The organism is Bacteroides sp. ET336 (genome assembly GCF_024733815.1).
Lineage (GTDB): Bacteria > Bacteroidota > Bacteroidia > Bacteroidales > Bacteroidaceae > Phocaeicola > Phocaeicola cellulolyticus.
In genome coordinates, this window is sequence record NZ_JANRHK010000001.1 from 396,832 (window position 1) to 417,319 (window position 20,488).

The 20,488-nt window shown below is 40.1% G+C and carries 26 protein-coding genes; 15 read left to right on the forward strand and 11 right to left on the reverse strand.

What is annotated here, in order from left to right; translation table 11 throughout:
* Positions 1-100: 100 nt before the first annotated feature.
* Positions 101-283, reverse strand: coding sequence for a hypothetical protein (locus NW213_RS01920; RefSeq protein WP_258321660.1), 183 nt, complete (start codon positions 281-283; stop codon positions 101-103).
* A gap of 285 nt (positions 284-568) precedes the next feature.
* Between NW213_RS01920 and NW213_RS01925 the strand changes: the two genes are divergently transcribed.
* From NW213_RS01925 to NW213_RS01960, 8 genes are all read left to right on the forward strand, one after another.
* Entirely contained in the window at positions 569-871 is a 303-nt protein-coding gene (locus tag NW213_RS01925) for a hypothetical protein (RefSeq protein ID WP_258321661.1), read from the forward strand.
* 22 nt (positions 872-893) lie between these two features.
* A complete protein-coding gene (locus NW213_RS01930; protein ID WP_258321662.1) occupies positions 894-1,064 on the forward strand; it encodes a hypothetical protein in 171 nt (56 codons plus the stop codon).
* Positions 1,064-1,570: a hypothetical protein gene (locus NW213_RS01935; RefSeq protein ID WP_258321663.1), complete on the forward strand. Its 507-nt coding sequence runs from the start codon at positions 1,064-1,066 to the stop codon at positions 1,568-1,570. The genes NW213_RS01930 and NW213_RS01935 overlap by 1 nt, the downstream gene beginning before the upstream one ends.
* The gene (locus tag NW213_RS01940) at positions 1,557-2,048 is read left to right on the forward strand and encodes an N-acetylmuramoyl-L-alanine amidase (RefSeq protein ID WP_258321664.1); all 492 of its coding nucleotides are present in this window, start codon (positions 1,557-1,559) and stop codon (positions 2,046-2,048) included. Before NW213_RS01935 ends, NW213_RS01940 begins: the two co-directional genes overlap by 14 nt.
* Positions 2,045-2,557 (forward strand): hypothetical protein, encoded by a 513-nt coding sequence (locus tag NW213_RS01945; protein WP_258321665.1) that lies wholly within the window; start codon positions 2,045-2,047, stop codon positions 2,555-2,557. The genes NW213_RS01940 and NW213_RS01945 overlap by 4 nt, the downstream gene beginning before the upstream one ends.
* A gap of 153 nt (positions 2,558-2,710) precedes the next feature.
* On the forward strand, positions 2,711-3,001 hold the full coding sequence (locus NW213_RS01950; RefSeq protein WP_258321666.1) for a hypothetical protein: 291 nt from the start codon (positions 2,711-2,713) through the stop codon (positions 2,999-3,001).
* A gap of 2 nt (positions 3,002-3,003) precedes the next feature.
* On the forward strand, positions 3,004-3,402 hold the full coding sequence (locus NW213_RS01955) for a hypothetical protein (RefSeq protein ID WP_258321667.1): 399 nt from the start codon (positions 3,004-3,006) through the stop codon (positions 3,400-3,402).
* Positions 3,399-3,668, forward strand: a complete 270-nt coding sequence (locus tag NW213_RS01960; protein ID WP_258321668.1) for a hypothetical protein — start codon at positions 3,399-3,401, stop codon at positions 3,666-3,668. The genes NW213_RS01955 and NW213_RS01960 overlap by 4 nt, the downstream gene beginning before the upstream one ends.
* A gap of 258 nt (positions 3,669-3,926) precedes the next feature.
* On the opposite strand, the gene NW213_RS01965 is transcribed toward NW213_RS01960, so the two are convergent.
* The 9 genes from NW213_RS01965 to NW213_RS02005 form a co-directional block, all read right to left on the reverse strand.
* Positions 3,927-4,382, reverse strand: a complete 456-nt coding sequence (locus NW213_RS01965; protein ID WP_258321669.1) for a DUF5053 domain-containing protein — start codon at positions 4,380-4,382, stop codon at positions 3,927-3,929.
* Positions 4,383-4,423: 41 nt separating this feature from the next.
* The gene (locus NW213_RS01970; protein ID WP_258321670.1) at positions 4,424-4,594 is read right to left on the reverse strand and encodes a hypothetical protein; all 171 of its coding nucleotides are present in this window, start codon (positions 4,592-4,594) and stop codon (positions 4,424-4,426) included.
* Between the two features lie 86 nt (positions 4,595-4,680).
* Positions 4,681-5,865, reverse strand: a complete 1,185-nt coding sequence (locus NW213_RS01975) for a site-specific integrase (RefSeq protein WP_258321671.1) — start codon at positions 5,863-5,865, stop codon at positions 4,681-4,683.
* 444 nt (positions 5,866-6,309) lie between these two features.
* Positions 6,310-7,038, reverse strand: a complete 729-nt coding sequence (locus NW213_RS01980; RefSeq protein ID WP_258321672.1) for a LytTR family DNA-binding domain-containing protein — start codon at positions 7,036-7,038, stop codon at positions 6,310-6,312.
* A 20-nt stretch (positions 7,039-7,058) separates the two neighbouring features.
* Positions 7,059-8,108, reverse strand: coding sequence for a sensor histidine kinase (locus NW213_RS01985; protein ID WP_235340222.1), 1,050 nt, complete (start codon positions 8,106-8,108; stop codon positions 7,059-7,061).
* Positions 8,109-8,293: 185 nt separating this feature from the next.
* On the reverse strand, positions 8,294-9,514 hold the full coding sequence (locus NW213_RS01990) for an ABC transporter permease (RefSeq protein WP_258321673.1): 1,221 nt from the start codon (positions 9,512-9,514) through the stop codon (positions 8,294-8,296).
* A 25-nt stretch (positions 9,515-9,539) separates the two neighbouring features.
* Positions 9,540-10,286 (reverse strand): ABC transporter ATP-binding protein, encoded by a 747-nt coding sequence (locus tag NW213_RS01995; RefSeq protein ID WP_204393290.1) that lies wholly within the window; start codon positions 10,284-10,286, stop codon positions 9,540-9,542.
* A 25-nt stretch (positions 10,287-10,311) separates the two neighbouring features.
* Positions 10,312-11,517, reverse strand: coding sequence for an efflux RND transporter periplasmic adaptor subunit (locus tag NW213_RS02000; RefSeq protein WP_154043580.1), 1,206 nt, complete (start codon positions 11,515-11,517; stop codon positions 10,312-10,314).
* A gap of 51 nt (positions 11,518-11,568) precedes the next feature.
* Positions 11,569-12,912: a TolC family protein gene (locus tag NW213_RS02005; RefSeq protein ID WP_258321674.1), complete on the reverse strand. Its 1,344-nt coding sequence runs from the start codon at positions 12,910-12,912 to the stop codon at positions 11,569-11,571.
* Between the two features lie 162 nt (positions 12,913-13,074).
* On the opposite strand from NW213_RS02005, the gene NW213_RS02010 reads away from it, so the two are divergent.
* From NW213_RS02010 to NW213_RS02020, 3 genes are read left to right on the forward strand one after another with little or no spacing between them, the layout of a single operon-like run.
* Positions 13,075-13,296 carry a DUF4492 domain-containing protein gene (locus tag NW213_RS02010; protein ID WP_204393294.1) on the forward strand — a complete coding sequence of 74 codons (222 nt, stop codon included), beginning with the start codon at positions 13,075-13,077 and terminating at the stop codon, positions 13,294-13,296.
* A 32-nt stretch (positions 13,297-13,328) separates the two neighbouring features.
* Positions 13,329-14,831, forward strand: coding sequence for a cytochrome ubiquinol oxidase subunit I (locus tag NW213_RS02015; protein ID WP_258321675.1), 1,503 nt, complete (start codon positions 13,329-13,331; stop codon positions 14,829-14,831).
* A gap of 37 nt (positions 14,832-14,868) precedes the next feature.
* Positions 14,869-16,020 carry a cytochrome d ubiquinol oxidase subunit II gene (locus NW213_RS02020; protein ID WP_258321676.1) on the forward strand — a complete coding sequence of 384 codons (1,152 nt, stop codon included), beginning with the start codon at positions 14,869-14,871 and terminating at the stop codon, positions 16,018-16,020.
* Positions 16,021-16,113: 93 nt separating this feature from the next.
* Here NW213_RS02020 and trxA read toward each other — a convergent pair whose 3' ends face one another.
* Complete coding sequence (gene trxA / locus NW213_RS02025; RefSeq protein ID WP_154043575.1) at positions 16,114-16,473, reverse strand: thioredoxin; 360 nt, start codon at positions 16,471-16,473, stop codon at positions 16,114-16,116.
* Between the two features lie 180 nt (positions 16,474-16,653).
* On the opposite strand from trxA, the gene NW213_RS02030 reads away from it, so the two are divergent.
* From NW213_RS02030 to NW213_RS02045, 4 genes are all read left to right on the forward strand, one after another.
* Positions 16,654-17,583 carry a LysR substrate-binding domain-containing protein gene (locus NW213_RS02030; RefSeq protein WP_204393303.1) on the forward strand — a complete coding sequence of 310 codons (930 nt, stop codon included), beginning with the start codon at positions 16,654-16,656 and terminating at the stop codon, positions 17,581-17,583.
* A 676-nt stretch (positions 17,584-18,259) separates the two neighbouring features.
* Complete coding sequence (locus tag NW213_RS02035; protein ID WP_258321677.1) at positions 18,260-18,592, forward strand: hypothetical protein; 333 nt, start codon at positions 18,260-18,262, stop codon at positions 18,590-18,592.
* Positions 18,593-18,607: 15 nt separating this feature from the next.
* Positions 18,608-19,045 carry a BT0820 family HAD-type phosphatase gene (locus NW213_RS02040; RefSeq protein WP_258321678.1) on the forward strand — a complete coding sequence of 146 codons (438 nt, stop codon included), beginning with the start codon at positions 18,608-18,610 and terminating at the stop codon, positions 19,043-19,045.
* Between the two features lie 3 nt (positions 19,046-19,048).
* Positions 19,049-20,485 carry a lipopolysaccharide biosynthesis protein gene (locus NW213_RS02045; protein ID WP_258321679.1) on the forward strand — a complete coding sequence of 479 codons (1,437 nt, stop codon included), beginning with the start codon at positions 19,049-19,051 and terminating at the stop codon, positions 20,483-20,485.
* The last annotated feature ends 3 nt before the right edge of the window (positions 20,486-20,488 follow it).

Consider the following 20,488-nt stretch of genomic DNA (forward strand, 5'->3'; position numbering starts at 1 on the left):
TTATTTCTTTAAGTTCTACACTTTCAAAAATTGTATATACAGACAATGTTACGCCGTTACCTTCATAGGGGTAACGGCATTTTTTTTGAGTCTTAATGCTTCAGGTAAACCAATCTACTTTACTTGAGATACCATGCCAAAACTTATATTTTTCTATACTTTTCTTTTTAATGTCTATTATCTTTTCTGAAGATAGTACAGATAAGTCATAAACGCCGATGATTAAATCATGCACCTTACCATTGATTGAGAATGTTGTGCCTAATAATGCTACTTTTTCCATATTATATATTTTTATAATTATTTCAAAAGTATATACTATGAATTGTATTTCCAAATAATCATTGAACAAATCATTATACTACTATTCTGATAATCAGAGAATAACAAATATATTTGTGCTTTTGTATTGAACATGAGATTTCCTTGTTTTTGTAAATCGAAAACTAATAATTATATCTTTGTAGGAGTTGATTTGGAGCACTGAGTATTGTTTCAAATCTGTAAGCATCATTCTGTAAGAAGTACTTCTGGGGGCTTTTTTTGTTTAATTCTAAAAATTTGAAGCATGAAAGTATTAGACGATTTCTTAGCGAAAGTTGGTGTGGATAAGATTCTACACCATGTTATTGGTGCATTAATATGTGCCTTGTTCAGTTTTGTTTTTATTATTCAAGACGCCGTATTCGATTGGACTGCCGTTGCTGTTCCTACGATAGGTGCGGTAGTGGTTCTTTTGGTTTCAGTTATCAAAGAATATGCTTTTGATGCAAAAGTGGACTGGATGGATATTGTATGGGCTATGGCTGGTTGTTTGTGGATATATGCAGCTGTGGCAGTAGGAGTGTTGTTTAATCAGTTATCAATATAGTTTACTCTTAAATTTTATAATTATGAAGAAAAAGATGATTGTGATGGCTATTGTTATAGTCGTGATAGTAGGTTTGCTTGCCTACTACCAGTATGTGCCATTTTGGGCGAGTATTGTTAGCACTGGAGCTTTCTTGTTCGGGGTGTACTTAGGTTGGCTTGCAAAGGGTTGGACTGATAAACATTTGAATTGATGGAGAGAATACTTAACATTATAGCTCCACAATTAGCAGTTGCTGGGGCTTACTCTTTTATTGGAGAGATAAAGGAGGTGGTATTCCAACTTCGTTGGATGTTAGTGTTTATTGTCGTAATGATAATTGCAGACTTCATCCTTGGTATTATCGACAGCGTAGTCAAACGTGGCGAAGACTTTCGTTTCTCCCGTGCTGGCAGACGTACCATGTGTAAGTTTATAGAGTATAATTCGTACCTGGTTCTTGGATTTATGTTTGGTATAGCCATACTACAGCCTGTAGGTATCTGTTCTTATACGATTAGCTCTATGTGTGGTCTGGGTTTAGCTTTTGTGTTTGAGTTCGATAGCATTGCCGACCACATTTGTGCAATACATGGTATAAAGAATAAAGTATCAATAAAACGGCTGTTGGTTGGGTATATTAAAAAAAAGTATGCTACAGCCGGGGAAATAATTGAAGAAGTAACTAAAGAGAAAGGAAAGAAAGATGAACAAGATTGATGCGATAGTAGTTCACTGTTCAGCCACTAGAGCAGGACAAGATATAGGTAAAAAGGAAATCACACAGATGCATCTGCAGCGTGGGTTTCAGACGATAGGGTATAATTACATTATCCGGCTCGATGGTACGATAGAGGTTGGTAGGAGCTTGACGATTGATGGGGCACACTGTAACAGTAAAGGCTTTAGTGGTGTAAGCTATAACAAACATAGTATCGGTATCTGCTACATCGGCGGACTGGATGCAAACAGTAAGGCAGCCGACACCCGTACACCGGCGCAGAAGGAAGCTCTCGCTAAGCTGATTAAAGAATTGTGTGCAAAGTATCAGATTGTCGAAGTACTGGGACACCGTGACACATCGCCAGATCTTGACAATGACGGTATCGTAGAACCGAACGAATGGACCAAAATGTGTCCATGTTTCGATGTACGTTCTGAATATCCATTCATCCCCGAAATTGTAGTCAAGCCATGATTTACGATAAGATAATGAGATGGATAAGCAGCTTTATTCTTCAAGCTCCCTTCATGTGCATCATTTTTACTGTAGCTGGATTGTACTCCTGCAGAAGCACGAAATATGTTCCAGTTGAGTCACAGAACGACAGTATAATTGTAGAGAAACTTGTAGAGGTGCAACTTCCACCGGATAGCGCAACTATTCGAGCCTTACTCGAATGTGATGAAAACGGTAGGTTAGTGCTCAATTGGCTTGATATAGCCAACAGTAAGAACGCCCAGGCAATGTTTACCATTGACAGTCTTGGGAATCTGCTTGCCAAGATGAGAACTCAACCTGATACAGTGTATCTGCCTTCTAAGGAAGTGGTTGTTTCCAAAAAGGAAAAAGTCCCATATCCTGTTGAGAAGGAGCTAACTCGCTGGCAACAGTTCCGGCTAGATGTCGGAGGCTGGGCAATAGGAATAATATGTATTTGTATATTGGCTTTTGTCATAAGGTTTATAATTAAGAGGTTAAATTAAGGTTTGTCCCCGGCTGCGAAGCTGGGGATTTTTTTGTTGTTAAAATCAAAATAAAGATGATTTTATTTTGATAATTCAAATAAAACACTTATCTTTGTAGAGTAATTAAAGAACAACATAGAACGTGAGACACACGTAAAACTGTACACTATTATGGCAACTACTTACAGAATTATTGGACGCACAAACGGTTGGATAGCACAGAGAGATAGCACTTTCAACGGCAAATCACAAATTACGATTGCAGAGGGCTTGACTCTTAAAGAAGCCTATAAGAAATTACTGGCAATGTATAACGAAGATAATAGCGATTATTACGCACCCAACTGGGGTATTGCAGTTTGCCAGAACAGGGGCGCAATGGCTACAGCTTCAGATGGCACGAGACGCTACGATTACGACAGCAGGATATTCGAGATTGAAGAAGAAGATTCGTTATTATAATCATGAAAAGATATAAGTTAGAGCAAGGCACTCGCCCAAATTGGTGGGTGCTTACTGATGTAGATGCGCTCGTAGTTATTCAATTCGAGGAGCATCGGTTCAATGAAACGCAGAATGTGACTATCTTAGAAGATAGCAAGTTTAACGGCAAACCCGATTACATTGCCAGCGAGTTGGCAAGGGTGCTTGCTGCTATGGGTGATTACATGTACAGCCATTGGTATTCGATAGCCATGCCCACTCCAACGTTTGAGCTGAGAGAGGACGATGAAGGCGACCGCTTGTTGCTTATCCGTAACAAATTCCCTAAGTTCACTATAGAGATACAGGACACTTGTGACAAGAATAAACTATCAGGTGCACTTCGGGCTGCATCTGAATATATAAGAAAGAGGACATGATAACATTGGAACAGCAAGAATTGTGCGAGAAGCTATATAGAGAAGGCAATCACAAGATTAAAGAGATAATGTCTATTACTGGTATAAGGTCAGAACAGACCATATACAGAATACTTGATGCGGCTGGAATCCCACGGCGTCCAACACGCGGTACTGTAATGAAGGCTACTATTTCCTTCGACAAGGAGACTGTAGATATCATTAAAGCTGCTAATCCGAAAAATCTATCAGAATGGGTATGTAATATGATTAAAGGCAGAGGATAATTCCCCTGCCTTTTTTGTAACTGAGCCTCATCATCACTAATCATCCCGTCTGCCAGTTACATCTATAGTTACTGATATAGGTTATGATTAGTTCGGTATGGGCATAAAAAAAGTGAGGGGAACCACCCCCTCACCAAAAGTCAAACCAAAATCAGGGCCACTGCCCATCATTATGGCACTGCAAATATACGATATTATTTTGTATATACAAAAAATCCCCGCATCGGCTTAATGCGGGGACGTGTCAAACAAAGTCACTTAATTAAATTTAAGCGAAGCCGAAGTATTCTTTATTGTATTACTGATATCTTCCAGTGCGTTCAGGAAAGTCTGAAATTCATTTTGTGTGAACTTAGCCGGCTTACCATTTACCGTATATCCATTTATGCGCTGGTACAGCCAGTTACGGCTTTTACCGAAGTATTTCTTTGCTATGTAGCTGAATGAAATTATATCAGGAAGATCACCAAGTTTTTCCTTTAGTATAGTTTCTTCCGCCCTTGTGATAAAATCCTCACAGGCCTCAACTGTAGCTTTCAGTCCAGCCTTAGAGTCTGCGATGTACTTATTTCTATCCTCTTCACTCATTGAAGATAGCTTTTCCTGCATTTCCTTTTGGAAGGCAAGTTTCTCCTCAACAGTCTTTAGCCCTTTGAACTTCTCAAATGCAGCCTGCATGTCTGCGTTAGGAAGATATTTATCCATATTATCCATATCATTATTTTTAATGCCCTCCCGATTGGGAGGGCTGTTTGTTACTCTTTTTCTAAAGTCTTTCGGATTTCGTTCATCCTGTCGAGAATATCGTTAATCATTTGTTCATATTCCGATTTGTTCTCGATAACTCCGTATGTGGAGTGAAATTCAATGAGTAGTTTTAAGTTATCGTACTCTTTTTCTAACTTTTTTCTTTCTTCATTTTTCATGTTGTTTTAATTAAGTGAATAACTCTTTGTTTGACATTACAAAGATAATAAGCATTTGCATATCATCCAAATAAAAACGATGTTTTTTACAGCAGATTATCAAGAATTTTTCTGATTGCTTTGTCGGCGTGTTCCTTCATGATGGATACGTAGTTGAATATCGGTCTGTCCTCCTTCATGGATTGCCCGATGCAGTATTCCAGTGTGGATAGAGGTATGCCGAGGTTAAAGCCGTGCTGAACGAATGACTTGCGTGCGGAGTAAAGAGTGAAGTAATGGTCTATACCTCCGACCTCTGCCAGTTTTTTTATTTTTCGTGCCAGTACATTGTAGCAGCTCTCATAGCTTGAGTATCTTCCGAACACCAGTTTTCCGGACTTTTTATCCATGTAGCGTGCGATGATAGGCTTAGCCTCATCAGGAATGGTAAAGTTCACGACTGCATCACCTTCTTTCGTATTCCTGGTCTTTTTACGCACATATTTGACTTCTACAGCATTTTTGAAGTTGTAGTCTAACATATCTACCAGATTCATTCCGGCAAGGTAATATGTAAGCATAAAGATGTCACGAATGACAAGCATGTTATGACTGTCTAGTTTGGCATCACGTATTCGTTTCAATTGCTCTATTGTGATTGACGTATCACGTTTCTTTGCTGACGGAACTTTCGCTGTGATGAACGGGTCCACCTCAAAGTTCACGTATCTCATTTTCTTAGCATAGTTGATTATCACTTTCAGCAGGGTAATATAAATATTTATTGTTGTGTGTGATAGTTTGCTTTTTTGGAGTGCCAGGATATAGTTGTTGATGCGCAAAGGTGTTACCTGTTCCATGAGGGAATTGTTTCCGGCATAGGACAGATATTTATTTATTGCCAGACTGTACAACTTGTATGATTTTGCTCTTTCGTCCTCATCTATCTGTGAAAGGTATTCGTCTGCGATGTCTGCGAATGTCCTGTGCTTTTCTCCTATTGCCGGACCTTTGAGTATCTGAACCAGTTGAGAGCAGGAGAGGACGTCAATGTATTGTATTTGATCTGCTCTCTCTTCGTACATGCTCAGTGTTTTCTTCAGCTTTAAGTTCAGCGCATCCTTGTCTGGTCGCTTGATGATTTTACCGTTCTTGAATTCAGATTCGTTCTCGATAATGACATTTGTTGGAATGTAACGGGTTTGTCCCGAATGGGTAACAGCAATACGGATCGTGTGGCTTCCGCTCTTCAGTTTTAGGTTCGGTACGATAGTAACAAAAAAATTAGCCATAATCTCTTTATTTTTTGGTTTTGACTTAAAAAGTGGAATGAAATTTTTCTTTTCAGCTTTCAAATCCGCGCTGTAGATATTCCTGGACTGGAAATCCACTGGAATGCGACTGGAATGAAAGTGGAATAAAATACCGTCAAAAGTGACGTTTTTTCTTCATTTTCTTGTTACTGATTTGCTTATAGAGAAGTTCGGAAGGTATCTTTTTTATGATGTAATACATTGATAATCAATAATAAAAAAGATACTCTTACCAATCGCTATTGATAAGAGTATCACAACACAAAAACTAAACTAGACTTAACTAAACTATTTAAATGAGAAGTTTCACAACTTCTGTTCTTTATTCACTTGCAAATATATGTTTTTTATTAGCAAAAACAAAAAAATAAAAGCTTTTTTCCCAGGCAAATAAATAAAAAAGTTGAAAATGAAACTTATTTATTATATAATATGTTTATTAACATAATCCTGTAGCATTGTTTTGTAAGTTTCCGATATTGGAATGTATTCTTTACCGAAAACAATACGTCCTTTATCGATGATTTTTATTTTTGATTTTTGCACTATAAACGAACGGTGAACACGTAAAAAACGCTCAGCAGGAAGCCTTTCTTCCAGTGCTTTCATGCTTATAAGCGACAATATAGGACGGGAATTTTCTTCTGTATATATTTTCACATAATCTTTCAGCCCTTCGATATATAGTATTTTGTCCAGCTCAATTTGTATTAACTTATAATCACTTTTTACGTAAATATATTCAGAACTTTCCGGTTGAAAGTTTGTTTTTTCGCTTTCTGCTTTTAGTTTCAAATTAAACCATTCCATAGCCTTACCCACTGCCTCACTGAAATCGGCATAGCTGATAGGTTTGAGCAGATAGTCGAGTGCATTTGCTCTGTATCCGTCTATCGCATACTGTTCGAAAGCTGTAGTGAATACTATCCTTGTTCTTTCGGGAACCATCTTTGAGAATTCCAGTCCGTTGAGGTCCGGCATTTGTATATCCAGGAACAGAAGATCAACCGGATTGTTAGGCAGTTCGTTCATTGCCTGTACTGCACTTGAATAAGTCCCACACAACTCAAGCGATGGCGTTTTCTTGACGTAGCTTGCTATCAGTCCCAAAGCCAGAGGCTCGTCGTCTATTATTGCGCACCTTATAGTCATAATTATATAGTGTGATAAGTTTATATTTTTAGTTTGATGCATGAATTGTAAACCTTGTCGTTATCGCTAAGCCAGCATTTCCATTCATGCTTGTCTGGGTACAACAGTTCAAGTCTTTTGCTGACCTGCTCAAGTCCTATACCTGAACCGCTCTTGTCGGTTGTCGATTTAGGATGATTGCTGTTCTGTATAGTACAGATAATGTACTCCTCGTTTTCCTCTATGGTTATTTTAATGAAACTTTCTCCCGTAGGCGAAATCCCATGTTTGAATGCATTTTCTATCAGAGATATGAAGATAAGTGGAGCGACCGGAGTCTGGCTGTTATCCTTTATCCTGAAATTGGTCTCTATGTTTACGTCTCCCGAAACACGTATCCTCATCAGTTCGATATAGTTTTTGATGAAGTCTGTTTCCTTTTTCAGAGGTACATACATCGATTGATTGTCGTATAGTACATATCTCAACAGTTTGCTAAGCTCCTGTATCGCTTGTTGTGCCTTGTCTGTATCTATTACAACAAGGGCATAAATATTGTTCAGAGTGTTAAGCAGAAAATGAGGATTGAGCTGGTTTCTCAGATTTTTAAGTTCTGCTTCTGTCATGCTTTTCACGGCCTCACGTCTTGCCAGTTCGGTTTCGTTCCATTTTATACTTAGCCTTATGGCCACACTTAGCCCTGCAGAAAAGATCATGCTGGCTATATCCCTAATCATGAAAACAATCTGTGAAGGCGGGTTGTGTCTGAACATATCAGGTGGAGGGCCAGGAACATGCATGTCATTCCACCATCTGATGGCAAGTGATAGTAGTATTGTCAAAACAGCATTGAATGCCAGAAACTTTCTCTTATGCTCGTTGAAAAGAAGTTTCGGAATCAACAGAAAATAGTTTATATAGAATATGGCAAATAATGATGCCGGAACAATGATAAACCGCATAAAAGCTTTCCAGTCTATGCTTCCGTTATCACCTTGCGTCATTATTATCGGAAAACCGAAAAACAATATCCAGCAGAATGCATGTATTGATATTTCCAACAATCTGTTGTTGCGGTTTGTGTGTGTCATAGGTTTTTACGATTTATATTGTGTTCTTACAAATATAGTAGAATGTTATTAGTCTTGCAAACTTTCTATAATCCAAAGCAGTACTGGGGTACTTCTCTCGAAGTACCGGCAGCACTGCTAAAAAGGAAACCAAAGTTATGAAGAACAAAGAAGTTCCTGATTTATAGAATGAAGTTGTTTCTAAGTTATTCGTATCTCAACGCTTCTATTGGGTCAAGACATGCGGCTTTCTTTGCCGGATACCATCCGAAGAAAACACCGGTGAATGTACATACTGCAAACGACAGGAGAACACTCCAAGGTTGAACATATACCGGCCAGTTGGCTACTGTCTTTATTATGTATGATGCACCGCATCCCAGTATTACGCCAATCAATCCTCCGGTGATACTTATCAGTACTGATTCTATAAGGAATTGCGACAGAATGTCGATACCTCTTGCCCCTACTGACATTCGCAGACCGATTTCTCTGGTACGTTCGGTTACTGAAACATACATGATGTTCATAATACCAATACCACCCACTACTAGTGATATCCCTGCAATGCAGGCCAGAAGTGTCGTCATCAGGTCTGTAGTTGTATTAAGCATGGAACTTAACTCCTGTTGCGTTCTTATTGTGAAATCGTCGTCGTCGTTTTCTTTCAGCTTGTGTTCTCGGCGAAGTATATTTGTTATTTCGTCAACCGCCTCCTCTGTCATGTCCTCAGTCAGTGCCGATGCGAAAACTCCGCTCAGATATGTCTGTGCCAGAAGACGTTTCATCACGGTAGAGTAGGGTGCCAGCACTACATCGTCCTGGTCCATACCCATTGAGTTGTATCCCTTTGATTCAAGAATACCTATAACCCTGAGTGGAACCTGATTGCATCGTATTACTTTACCTATAGGGTCGGCACCGTCCGGAAACAGATTTTCAACGATTGTTGAACCTATTACGCAAACTTTTGCTGCTGTGCGTATATCTTCTTCCGTAAACATTTCGCCTTGTTCTATTTTCAGCTGTCTGATGTTTAGGTATCCTATGCTGACGCCGCTTACAGACGACGGGTAGTTGTTGGCTCCTGATATAAGCTGTCCGCTTGCAGATACGTTAGGACTGATATCAGATAGGAAAACACATTCGTCTCTCAGTGTTTCGTAATTTTCAAGTTTCAGAGTCTGCATGGATGAAGCGTCCTGTCTTACTCCTCCTCGCATTTCACCTCCCGGATGGATCATGATCATGTTCGAACCCATCTCCGAGATTTGTTTCTGAATGCTTCGTTTTGAGCCTTGTCCTATTGCCAGCATGGCTATCACCGACGCTACACCTATTATTATGCCAAGCATCGTAAGGAATGCCCTAAGCTTGTTGTTGGACAGTGCTCTGATAGCTATTTTAAAAAGATTTGTTCCGTTCATTGTAAAAATGTTTTATTGTTCCGCATCAGTCCTCATCATTCTTTGGCAGTGCGGCAAGTGCCTCTGCTGCCGAGAGGATATTGTTGTTTACGGTATCTTCAATCACATGTCCGTCGCGCAGGCGAATGTTACGGCTGCTGTACATTGCCAGTTCAGGATTGTGTGTAACGAATATTATAGTCCTTCCTTCGGCATGCAGTTTCTGGAAAAGTACAAGTATCTCAAACGATGTACGTGTGTCAAGGTTACCGGTAGCTTCGTCCGCCAGAATTACGGCCGGATTGTTTACCAGTGCTCTGGCTATTGCTACACGTTGCATCTGTCCTCCGGACATCTGGTTCGACTTGTGCTCCAGTCTGTCGCCCAGTCCCACGGCTATCAGAGCTTCAATGGCTCTTCTGCGTCTTTCGGCTGCCGATACAGACGGGTTATACATCAGTGGCAACTCTACGTTTTCTACTGCAGTTGTTTTAGGCAGAAGGTTATAGTTCTGGAATACGAAACCTATTTTTCTGTTTCTCAGTATAGCTCTCTGAGGTTTGCTCATTGTTCTCACAGATACTCCGTCCAGAAGATATTCGCCGCTTGTAGGTGTGTCCAGACATCCAAGTGTGTTCAGCAAAGTAGATTTACCTGAGCCTGATGTACCCATGATGGTGACAAACTCGCCCTCTTTAATGCTGAACGATACTCCCCTGAGCGCATGTACCGTTTCGTCTCCCACACGGAAGTTTCGTTTTATATTCTGTAATTCGATTACTGTCTTGCTCATGGTGATTAATCCTTTATTGTTGAGATTATTTTTTCTTGTTTCTTCCCGGAGGGCCTGGCATGAATGGATTCTGTTCGCCGCCTGTCTCTACCATTTCCGGCATTTCACCTTTTACTATTGTTTCTGTAATGATTTCAGTACCTTCGCTGATACCTGAAACTATTTCAGTGTTAGAACCGTCGCTCATACCGGTCTTGACAGGGTGTGCAGTCAGTGATGTAGCATCCATTGTCCATACTTTCTTTGGCGAGTTGCAGTCATTTATTGTCTTTCCTCCTGCCAGCTTCTTGTCAGGTGTAAATCGGAGGGCCTTGTTCGGAACTACAAGAACATTCTCGCGTGTATCTGTGAAGATTGTCACGTTTGCTGTCAGTCTTGGTTTCAGTTTCAGGTCAGGATTGTCTGCAGTGATTACAACCTCGTATGTCACAACGGTTTCAGATGTAGTACTTGTAGATGAGCTTGTACTGTTTGTACTTCCCAGACGGATCTGCTTTACTCTTCCTTCGAACACGTCATTCGGATAGGCATCTACCGTAAATGTAACTCTTGCACTGTCCTTTACTCCTGCTATGTCAGCTTCATCTACATCTGCCACTACCTGCATCTTTGTAAGGTCGGCTGCTATTGTGAAAAGAGTCGGAGTTTCGAAACCTGAAGCCACAGTCTGTCCGGCTTCCACTTCGCGGCTTGTCACTACACCGTCGATAGGCGATGTGATTGTAGTATATGACAGATTTCTCTGTGCTTTTGCCAGTGCTGCCTTACTCTGGTCGTATGTACTTTTCGCACGGCGGTAGTTATATTCGTATTGTTCGTATTCTGTGTCACTGATAAGTTGTTTCTCGTGCAGAGTTTTGTTTCTTTCGTAAAGCTTTTCCTGATAATTATATTCTGCTTCTGCACCGTCGTATGTAGCTTGCGCTGACTGAAGGTCGCTTATAAGTGTCACGCGGTCCATTTCGGCTATCACTTCTCCCGCTTTAACCACAGAATTATAATCAACATAAATTTTGTCTATGATACCTGATACCTGAGTACCTACTTCTACTTCAGTGACAGGTTCTATAGTACCTGTAGCTGTAATTGAATTGCTGATGGTGCCCTTGTGTACAGCTGATGTGGCGAAACTTATTGTCTGGTTTGATTTTTTTCCACCGAATATCCACAGTCCTGCTCCAGCCAGCACTATTATAGCAGCTGCGATGATGAAAACTTTCTTCTTTTTCATATTTAGTTGTTTTTCCGATTTTCTTTTTGTTTATAATTTAAATTGCCTGTGTCAAAGCTTTATGTCGTTTCCTGCATAGAAATCAAGCAGCGCTCTGTCAAGTATAGCCATGTATTTGGCCTGAACTCGCTGCTGCTGTGCGCTCAGCAGATTATTTTTTTCAGTAAGCAGTTCCACTGTATTCTTTATGCCGAGATTAAACTGTTCGTTCACTATATCGAAGCTGGTCTGACAGCTTTGTAGCTTGCTGTTGGCTGCCTCATATTGTTGCTGTGCATTCAGTGCATCCAGCCATAAACTTTCTATAGTGGAATAAAGTTCCTTTTGTTTGTTTATCAGGTCCAATTGTGATGAACTGTATGTAATCTGCGCTTTCTGTACTGCACTTTTAGTCTGCCTGTTGTTGAATATAGGAATACTCAGATTGATACCAATCATATTGTTCCATCCGTATTTCATCTGTTCTGCCCAGTTGTTTGTGCTGGCATTGTTTGTCATACTTGATGTTGAGGCCGATAGGCTGATTGTAGGCAGGTACCCGGCCTTAGCTGTTTTTATACCAAGCTTGGCATTGTCTATGCTCAGCTTGCTGCTCTGTATTTCAGGTCTTGATGTCAGTGCTGTATTGTAAACGTCTATCTGGTTGGGCAAAACAGCCATAACATCCTCATCTTTCAGTTCCGGTATGTCAAGAACCATTTCTGTAGTACCGTCAAGTTCCAAGAGCTGTTTTAGTTGGAGTTTGTAATTTCTCAGTGTGCTTTCCGCTGTTACCAGTTGATACTTGTCGTTGCTGGCCTGAGCTTCCAGTTGGGCCACATCCGATTTCGACAGACTTCCTTCGTTAAACAGCTCTACTGCACGCTTGTATGTAGCTTCGCTCACTTCCAGTGTGTTTTTGTTTATCTCTACCGATTCGTTGGCATATAGAATCTGCACGAATAGTTTCGTTATCTCCTCTTGCAGCATGTTTTCTGTTTCGGCCACTGACAACCCGGCTATTTCTTTGTTTGCCTTCTGCTGCTTGATGTTGTTCAGTCGTTGTCCTCCGTTCCACAGTGTCCATTGTGCGCTGAGGCTGTAGCTCCCGTTGTATGTGTTATTGTTGTCGCTGGTGATAATCTCAGTTCCGCTTACGGTTGCACTTGTTTCCTGATACGGACGGTTCACCAGATTATGTCCTGTAGAGAAAGACAGGCTTGGAAACAGTGATGCCTTTGCAGTTTTCACATCCACATCAGCTTCTTCCAGCGAAAGTTTGTTTTGCTGCAGCTGTATGTTTTTCTCCAGAGCATAGTCAATGCAGTCTTGCAGGCTCCAGGTCTTGTTATCCTGAGCATATAGTCCTGTGCTTGAACTTAGGACTGCGATAATGAATAAATCCCTTTGTCTCATTTTTTACTGTTATCTTTAATTCTTTTCTGAGGCAAAATTATTCCTTATATAATATAGAGGCAAAAAAGATAGATTTGGCAAAGAAATATGTGGACCAAACCTTGATTTTTCACGATAAATCATTTACTTTGTAATCATTATAAAAATATATGCTTATTAATTATGAATATAATAGGAATTTATAGATTTTATGCAGACGGTTTCAGGTCTATGACTACAGGACGTGTGCTTTGGTTCATAATACTGGTGAAACTGTTTGTGATGTTCTTTATAATCAAACTGTTCTTTTTCCCTTCTTTTCTGAAAGACAAGACTGCGGAGGAAAAACAGGATTATGTAGGCAATGAACTGATTATACGGGCATCGGACTCTTATGCGAAATAATTGATCAAACTAACTTAATAAAACTTTATTTTATGATTGAAGCTATTGACACTTCTTTGATTGACTGGTCTAGGGCGCAGTTTGCCCTGACGGCCATGTATCACTGGCTGTTTGTTCCTCTCACACTCGGTCTGGCTGTGATAATGGGAACAATGGAAACTGTTTATTATCGTACTGGCAATGAGTTCTGGAAACGTACAGCCAAGTTCTGGATGAAACTTTTCGGAATAAACTTTGCCGTCGGTGTTGCCACCGGACTTATTCTTGAGTTCCAGTTCGGAACCAACTGGAGTAATTATTCATGGTTTGTGGGCGACATATTCGGTGCCCCGTTGGCGATTGAGGGAATACTGGCATTCTTTATGGAGGCTACATTCATAGCAGTTATGTTCTTCGGATGGGAGAAGGTTAGCCGCCGCTTCCACCTTGCATCTACATGGCTCACCGGACTTGGAGCTACGATTTCGGCATGGTGGATATTGGTTGCAAATTCGTGGATGCAATATCCTGTAGGAATGGAATTCAATCCGGATACCATGCGTAATGAGATGGTAGATTTTATGTCCGTAGCATTCTCGCCTGTAGCAGTAGTAAAGTTCTTCCATACAGTTATAAGCAGCTGGATTTTAGGAGCTGTTTTTGTTGTGGGAGTAAGCTGCTGGTATCTTATAAAAAAACGTGAAAAAGAATTTGCCAAGGCAAGCATAAAGGTAGCTTCTGCCGTAGGTCTGTTTGCATCTATTGTGACTGCAGCAACAGGCGACCAGTCGGCATATCAGGTGGCTCAGGTGCAGCCTATGAAACTTGCGTCAATGGAAGCCCTCTATGACGGAAGTGCGCATGCTCCTCTTACGGTTGTTGGTCCTGTGGAAATACCTGAAATGCTTTCGGTTCTTGCCACACACAGTACAGACGGCTTTGTTCCAGGTATAAATGATATAATGAAAGGCGGATACAAGCTTGCCGACGGAACAAAAGCTCTTTCAGTAGATGAAAAGGTGGAACGTGGAAAGATTGCAATCAAGGCTTTGGCCGACTACAGACAGGCTAAAAAAGATGGAAATTCGGCTGAGATGGAAACCTCGCTTAGTCTGCTTAACGAGAATATGCCATATTTCGGTTACGGATATATCAAGGATACATCTACGCTTGTGCCAGACGTAAATCTTATGTTCTGGTCATTCCGTGTGATGGTAGGTCTTGGAATGTATTTCATTGTTCTGTTTGCTGTCCTTCTGTTCCTCACATGGAAGAAAACCTGCAATGTAGATTATCACAACTGGCTGCTTTGGCTGGGAGTGTGGAGTATTCCTCTGGCATATATCGCCAGTCAGGCAGGATGGATAGTTGCCGAAGTGGGACGTCAGCCATGGACTATTCAGGATATGCTTCCTGTTGATGCGGCAATATCCAAACTAGAGACCGGTTCTGTACAGACCACATTCTTCATATTCCTAATCATGTTCACCGTTCTTCTGATAGCAGAGATAGGAATAATGCTCAAGGCTATTAAACACGGTCCGGAGGAGAAATAACACTATATTGTTTTGATAAATATTATTTACATTTGATATGGAATCTACATATATATTCTTACAGCACTATTGGTGGTTCATCGTGTCACTGCTGGGTGCAATACTGGTGTTCCTGCTGTTCGTGCAGGGAGGCAATTCTTTGATTTACCGTATAGGGCAGACCGAAGAAGAGAGAAAGATGCTTGTAAACTCTACAGGCAGAAAGTGGGAGTTCACGTTTACTACGCTTGTAACCTTCGGAGGTGCATTCTTCGCATCCTTCCCATTATTCTATAGTACAAGTTTCGGAGGAGCATACTGGCTTTGGATGATAATACTTTTCACTTTCGTGCTTCAGGCGGTATCATATGAGTTTCAGTCCAAGCTGGGCAATCTGCTGGGGCAGCGTACATACAGATACTTCCTTATGCTGAACGGTGTGATGGGACCTCTGCTACTCGGAATGGCTGTGTCAACATTCTTCTATGGCTCAAACTTCGAAGTGACAAAGGATAATCTTACCGAACTTGGTATGCCTGTCATCAGCACATGGTCAAACGGATGGCACGGGCTTGACGCCTTTGCCGAGCCATGGAATCTGGTGCTCGGAATGGCAGTGTTCTTCCTGGCAAGACTTCTTGGAGGAATGTATTTCATCAATAATATAGATAATGAACCGATAAATACCCGTTGTCGCCGACAGCTGATTTCCGATGCGGTGCCTTTCCTTCTGTTTTTCCTGGCATACGTGATACGCACATTGCTGAAAGACGGATTTGCCGTAAATCCGGAAACCCAGACGATAGTGATGGAACCTTATAAGTATTTCAACAATTTCGTTGATATGCCATATCTTCTTGTATTGTTCCTTGCAGGTGTAGTATGCGTGTTGTACGGTCTTGGCAAGAGCATCCTGGTTTCAACATATAAGAAAGGTATATGGTTTTCCGGTATAGGAACAGTATTGACAGTCCTTTCTTTGTTGCTTGTTGCAGGGTATAACAATACGGCATATTATCCGTCGTTGACTGATTTGCAGAGTTCGCTTACGATATCAAACAGCTGCTCCAGCCTGTTCACTCTCAAGACCATGGCATATGTGTCAATTCTTGTTCCGTTTGTTTTGGCTTATATAATTTATGCATGGCGTGCTATAGACCGCAAATCTATTACTGCGGATGAGATAAAGAATGATGACCATGCATATTGATGCTTGATTCAGATAAACATATAACAGAATGTGCCGGATAGCAGCTTTTCCTTTTAGCTGTTTCCGGCACATTTCGTTTTGTGTTAAAATATATTATCCCAAGAGTACCTTCTGTATAGCATCCTTCAATGCAGGTTTAGGCATAGCTCCCTGAGCCATCTGTGGAGCGCCAGTCATAGGTACGAAGAGCAGTGTAGGTACGCTGCGTATAGCAAACAGTCCTGCCAGTTCCTCTTCCTGGTCAACATCTATCTTATATATGTCTATCTTTCCGTCATATTCCTCTGCCAGTTCGTCCAGCACCGGAGCCAGCATCTTGCAAGGTCCGCACCATGTGGCATAGAAGTCTATCAGAGCAGGACGCTCACCAAGGAACTTCCATTCGTTAGGGTTAGTTTCATAATTGGCAACTTTATTCAGGAATTCTTCTTTAGTCAGATGTTTTGCTTTCATAATCAATCATTATTTATGGGTTATTACTTCATTATTTATTAGGATCGTATGTCTTTACCATATTCTTAATAATTCGTTCATGGTAGTAATTGTTTTAAGTTTCTGATGCAAAAGTACGCTACTTACGCTACGCAGACAACAGATTATTTCTATCTTTGTATAGACAAAATCTATAGAATTATGAATTTACAACAGATGGAATATATTGTGGCACTTGACAAGTACCGTCATTTCGTACTTGCTGCCGAGGCATGCGGTGTGACTCAGCCAACACTGAGTGCCATGATTCAGAAACTTGAAGAAGAACTTGACGTTAAGATATTCAGCCGCGACAGAAGGAATGTAGCCCCAACAGCCATAGGGCAGAAGATAATACGCCAGGCACAGATAGCACTGAACGAATCGCAGAGAATAAAGGAACTTGTATCCGACGAGACCGGTACTATGACTGGTAGTCTGAGGATAGGAATACTTCCTACAATAGCCCCGTACTTGGTGCCTGACTTCATTCATAAATTTCGTGACATGCATCCCGATGTAGATCTGTCTATCGACGAGAAAGAAAATGCCTCACTTGTACGCGAACTTCGTTTCGGAAATATCGATATAGCCATCTCCACCATGCCGGAAGATAGGGAAGGGATATTGGAAATACCGGTCTATATAGAGAAGTTCGTTGCGTATTTCTCTTCGGAGTGCAGCCAGGCACAGAAGATAATAGCAAGCGGAAGCCTGCCTGCCGAACAGATGTGGATACTGAAGGAAGGACATTGCGTACCTAACGGCTCAATGAATTTTTGCAAGAACAAGGATATAGGAAACCACATCTATGAGGCCGGCAGTATAGAAACGCTGGTCAGGATAGTTGACCGCAACGGAGGTTATACCATTATTCCGGAACTTCACATCCCTTTCCTGTCAGACAGTCAGAAAGAAAATGTTGTACACCTGAATGTCACTCCTCCTGCTCAAAGGTGTGTATCCATACTTATAAAAGACGATTTCATAAGGGAACGTGCCGTAAATGCCGTGTTGGAAACAATGAAATCAATAATTCCGGACTATATGATGGAAGAAAGACTCAGAAAACATAAGATAAAACTCCGGTAAATCATGATGCTGATACGTTTAAAAAAAATGAACTGTCGTTTTACTTAAAACGAACGCTCGTTTTAAGTAAAACGTGCGCACGTTTTGGATAAGATGTGCGCACGTTTTGATTTTTTGTTACCAAAAGTATTGATATATAAATATAAATTCTTATCTTTGTCCCATAAAAAACATTGTTTTTTTAAAGTTTTTTGTATAAATGTAAAAAAGAAACTTTTAAAAGATGTTTTTGTGCTATTGATAAATGTATATTATTATAGCAAATTTATTCTAAGAAATTATGATGAATTAATGTAGGGGATGTTTCTAGGATGTAAATATATAATAGACTGAGTATCGAAGTCACTGTATAGTACAGATTCTCTTTCTGTTGCCGGGCAAATGGCGTATTAATAACGAATCAGTAGGCTGGTGCGGAAGAGAAATTGTATATTAAATAGAAATGAAAATGTTATCTTGGTGTTATATTTATGTGAGGAATTACAGGGTAAAAGACATCCTCCATATATTAGAACAAAAATACAAGGTATTTGTTCATAAGACAGTAAAATACAAACAAGTAAAAAAACATGTAGTAAAAGAAGAAGTCCCGACTATATCAGGACTAGTATTTATTCAGGGTGAAGTATCCGATATTCAAACATATTTAAATAGTAAATGTCCGGGTGTATATTTGATGAAAGACCGTAGCACCGGACTTCCTGCCGTTATTCGTGATAAATCAATGCAGACATTTATTCGTATGTCGCGTGTGTCACCATATCGCATCAGGTTTATGCAGCATCCAATAGACTATTATTCTACAGGTCATCCTTTGGTAAAGATAACTTCAGGGATACTTGATGGTGTTGAAGGCTATCAGATACGTATATCCCGCGATAAATGTCTCGTTACCACTATTGGAGGTCTTACCATAGCTATCGGAGGAATCAGTAAGGAAAATTTTGAGAATATAGATGAGTATTCTGATATTATCCGGTCATTAGACTCTATAAAAGAAGAATCATAATAATTATAGCATACTATGATAATAGCGGTCGATTTTGATGGAACAATAGTAGAACACAGATATCCTGAGATAGGCAAGGAGATTCCCTTTGCCATAGCTACGTTGAAACAGTTACAGGCTGAGCGTCATATCCTTATTCTGTGGACAGTGCGTGAAGGCAAATTGCTCGACGATGCGGTGGAATATTGTCGCAGCCGTGGACTTGAGTTCTATGCTGTCAATGCTAACCATCCTGATGAGCTGCCGCAGGAAAACCCCTCCTGCCCGTGCCGCAAACTGCGTGCTGACTTGTTTATCGACGACCGTAATGTAGGTTATCTTCCCGACTGGGGAGCCATTTACGAAATGGTAAAGCGCAAGATAAGCAGCCGCCGTTATTACCGTGAGATGTATCAGGATTATGTAGAGGAAAAGCCTTCGTTCTGGAAGAGGGTGTTTGGAGGGAAAAAGTAAATTATGCTAGAAGAATCATTAAAGAAAAAGACAGTAAACGGAGTAATTTGGAGTGCTATAGACAGATTTTCCACACAAGGAATACAGTTTATCTTCAGCATATTAATAGCACGTCTCCTTATGCCTTCCGACTATGGTGTAGTAGCTATGTTGGTTATATTCCTTGCTGTTTCCCAGACATTTATAGATAGTGGCTTTGGAACAGCTTTAGTTCAGAAATCAGACCGTACAGAAACCGATTTTTCTACAGTATTCTATTTCAATATAGTAGTAGCTATATTGTTTTATATATTATTATGGTTTTCTTCACCTTATATCGCTTCATTCTATGATATACCTATGCTTAAGGATGTTACCAGAGTTGTAGCATTGACTTTGGTATTTTCAGCATTGGGAGGAATACAGAACGCAAAACTGTCTATAGCTATAGACTTTAAGACACGTGCCATAATGTCATTGATATCAGCTTTATCTACAGGATGTGTAGGTCTTTATATGGCATATAGCGGATATGGAGCATGGGCTTTAGTTTTTCAGATGGTTTTTTCGTCATTACTTAATACAATTCTATTATGGTGTTTTGTAAGATGGATACCGAAATTGGTATTTTCCTGGCATTCTTTCAGACAATTGTTTTCATTCGGTTCAAAACTATTGGCATCTGCATTGCTTGATACAATATATAATAATGTATATACATTAGTTATAGGAAAAGTATATTCGTCATCCGCTTTAGGTTTGTACTCTCGTGCCTCCGGACTTGCACAATATCCGTCTTCAAATATTACCGGAGTATTGCAGGGAGTTACATTTCCTGTTCTTTGCTCAATTCAGAATGATGAAAATCGCTTGGTCGATGCTTATAAGAGGTTTATTCGTATGTCAGCATTTATAATTTTCCCTCTTATGATAGGATTGTCTGCTGTTGCTGCCCCTTTTATAAGAGTTGTGCTCACTGATAAATGGGAAGGAGCTATATACCTTTTGCAGATTGTATGTTTCTCAATGATGTGGTATCCTATACATGCGATAAATCTTAGTATACTTCAGGTAAAAGGTCGTTCAGACTATTTCTTAAAATTGGAAATTATAAAAAAAATACAGGGAGTTTGCATATTGTGTTTAACTGTACCTATAGGTATTGTAGCGATGTGTTACGGTAGTGTTGTATCATCCTTGCTATCATTGATATGGAATACATATTATACTAAACGTCTTATAGGTTATGGTTTTTTTAGTCAGATAAAGGATTTGTCGCACATTCTTATACATTCATTTGTTATGGGAGGTCTAGTATTGTTTGTCATACATTTCATAGATATAATGTGGATGAAACTTTTAGTTGGAATACTTGTTGGTGGATTATATTATGTGGCAGGAGCATATATAATGCGTTTTGAGGAACTAAAAGAGGTTTTGTCAATAATAAAACGAAAATAATAT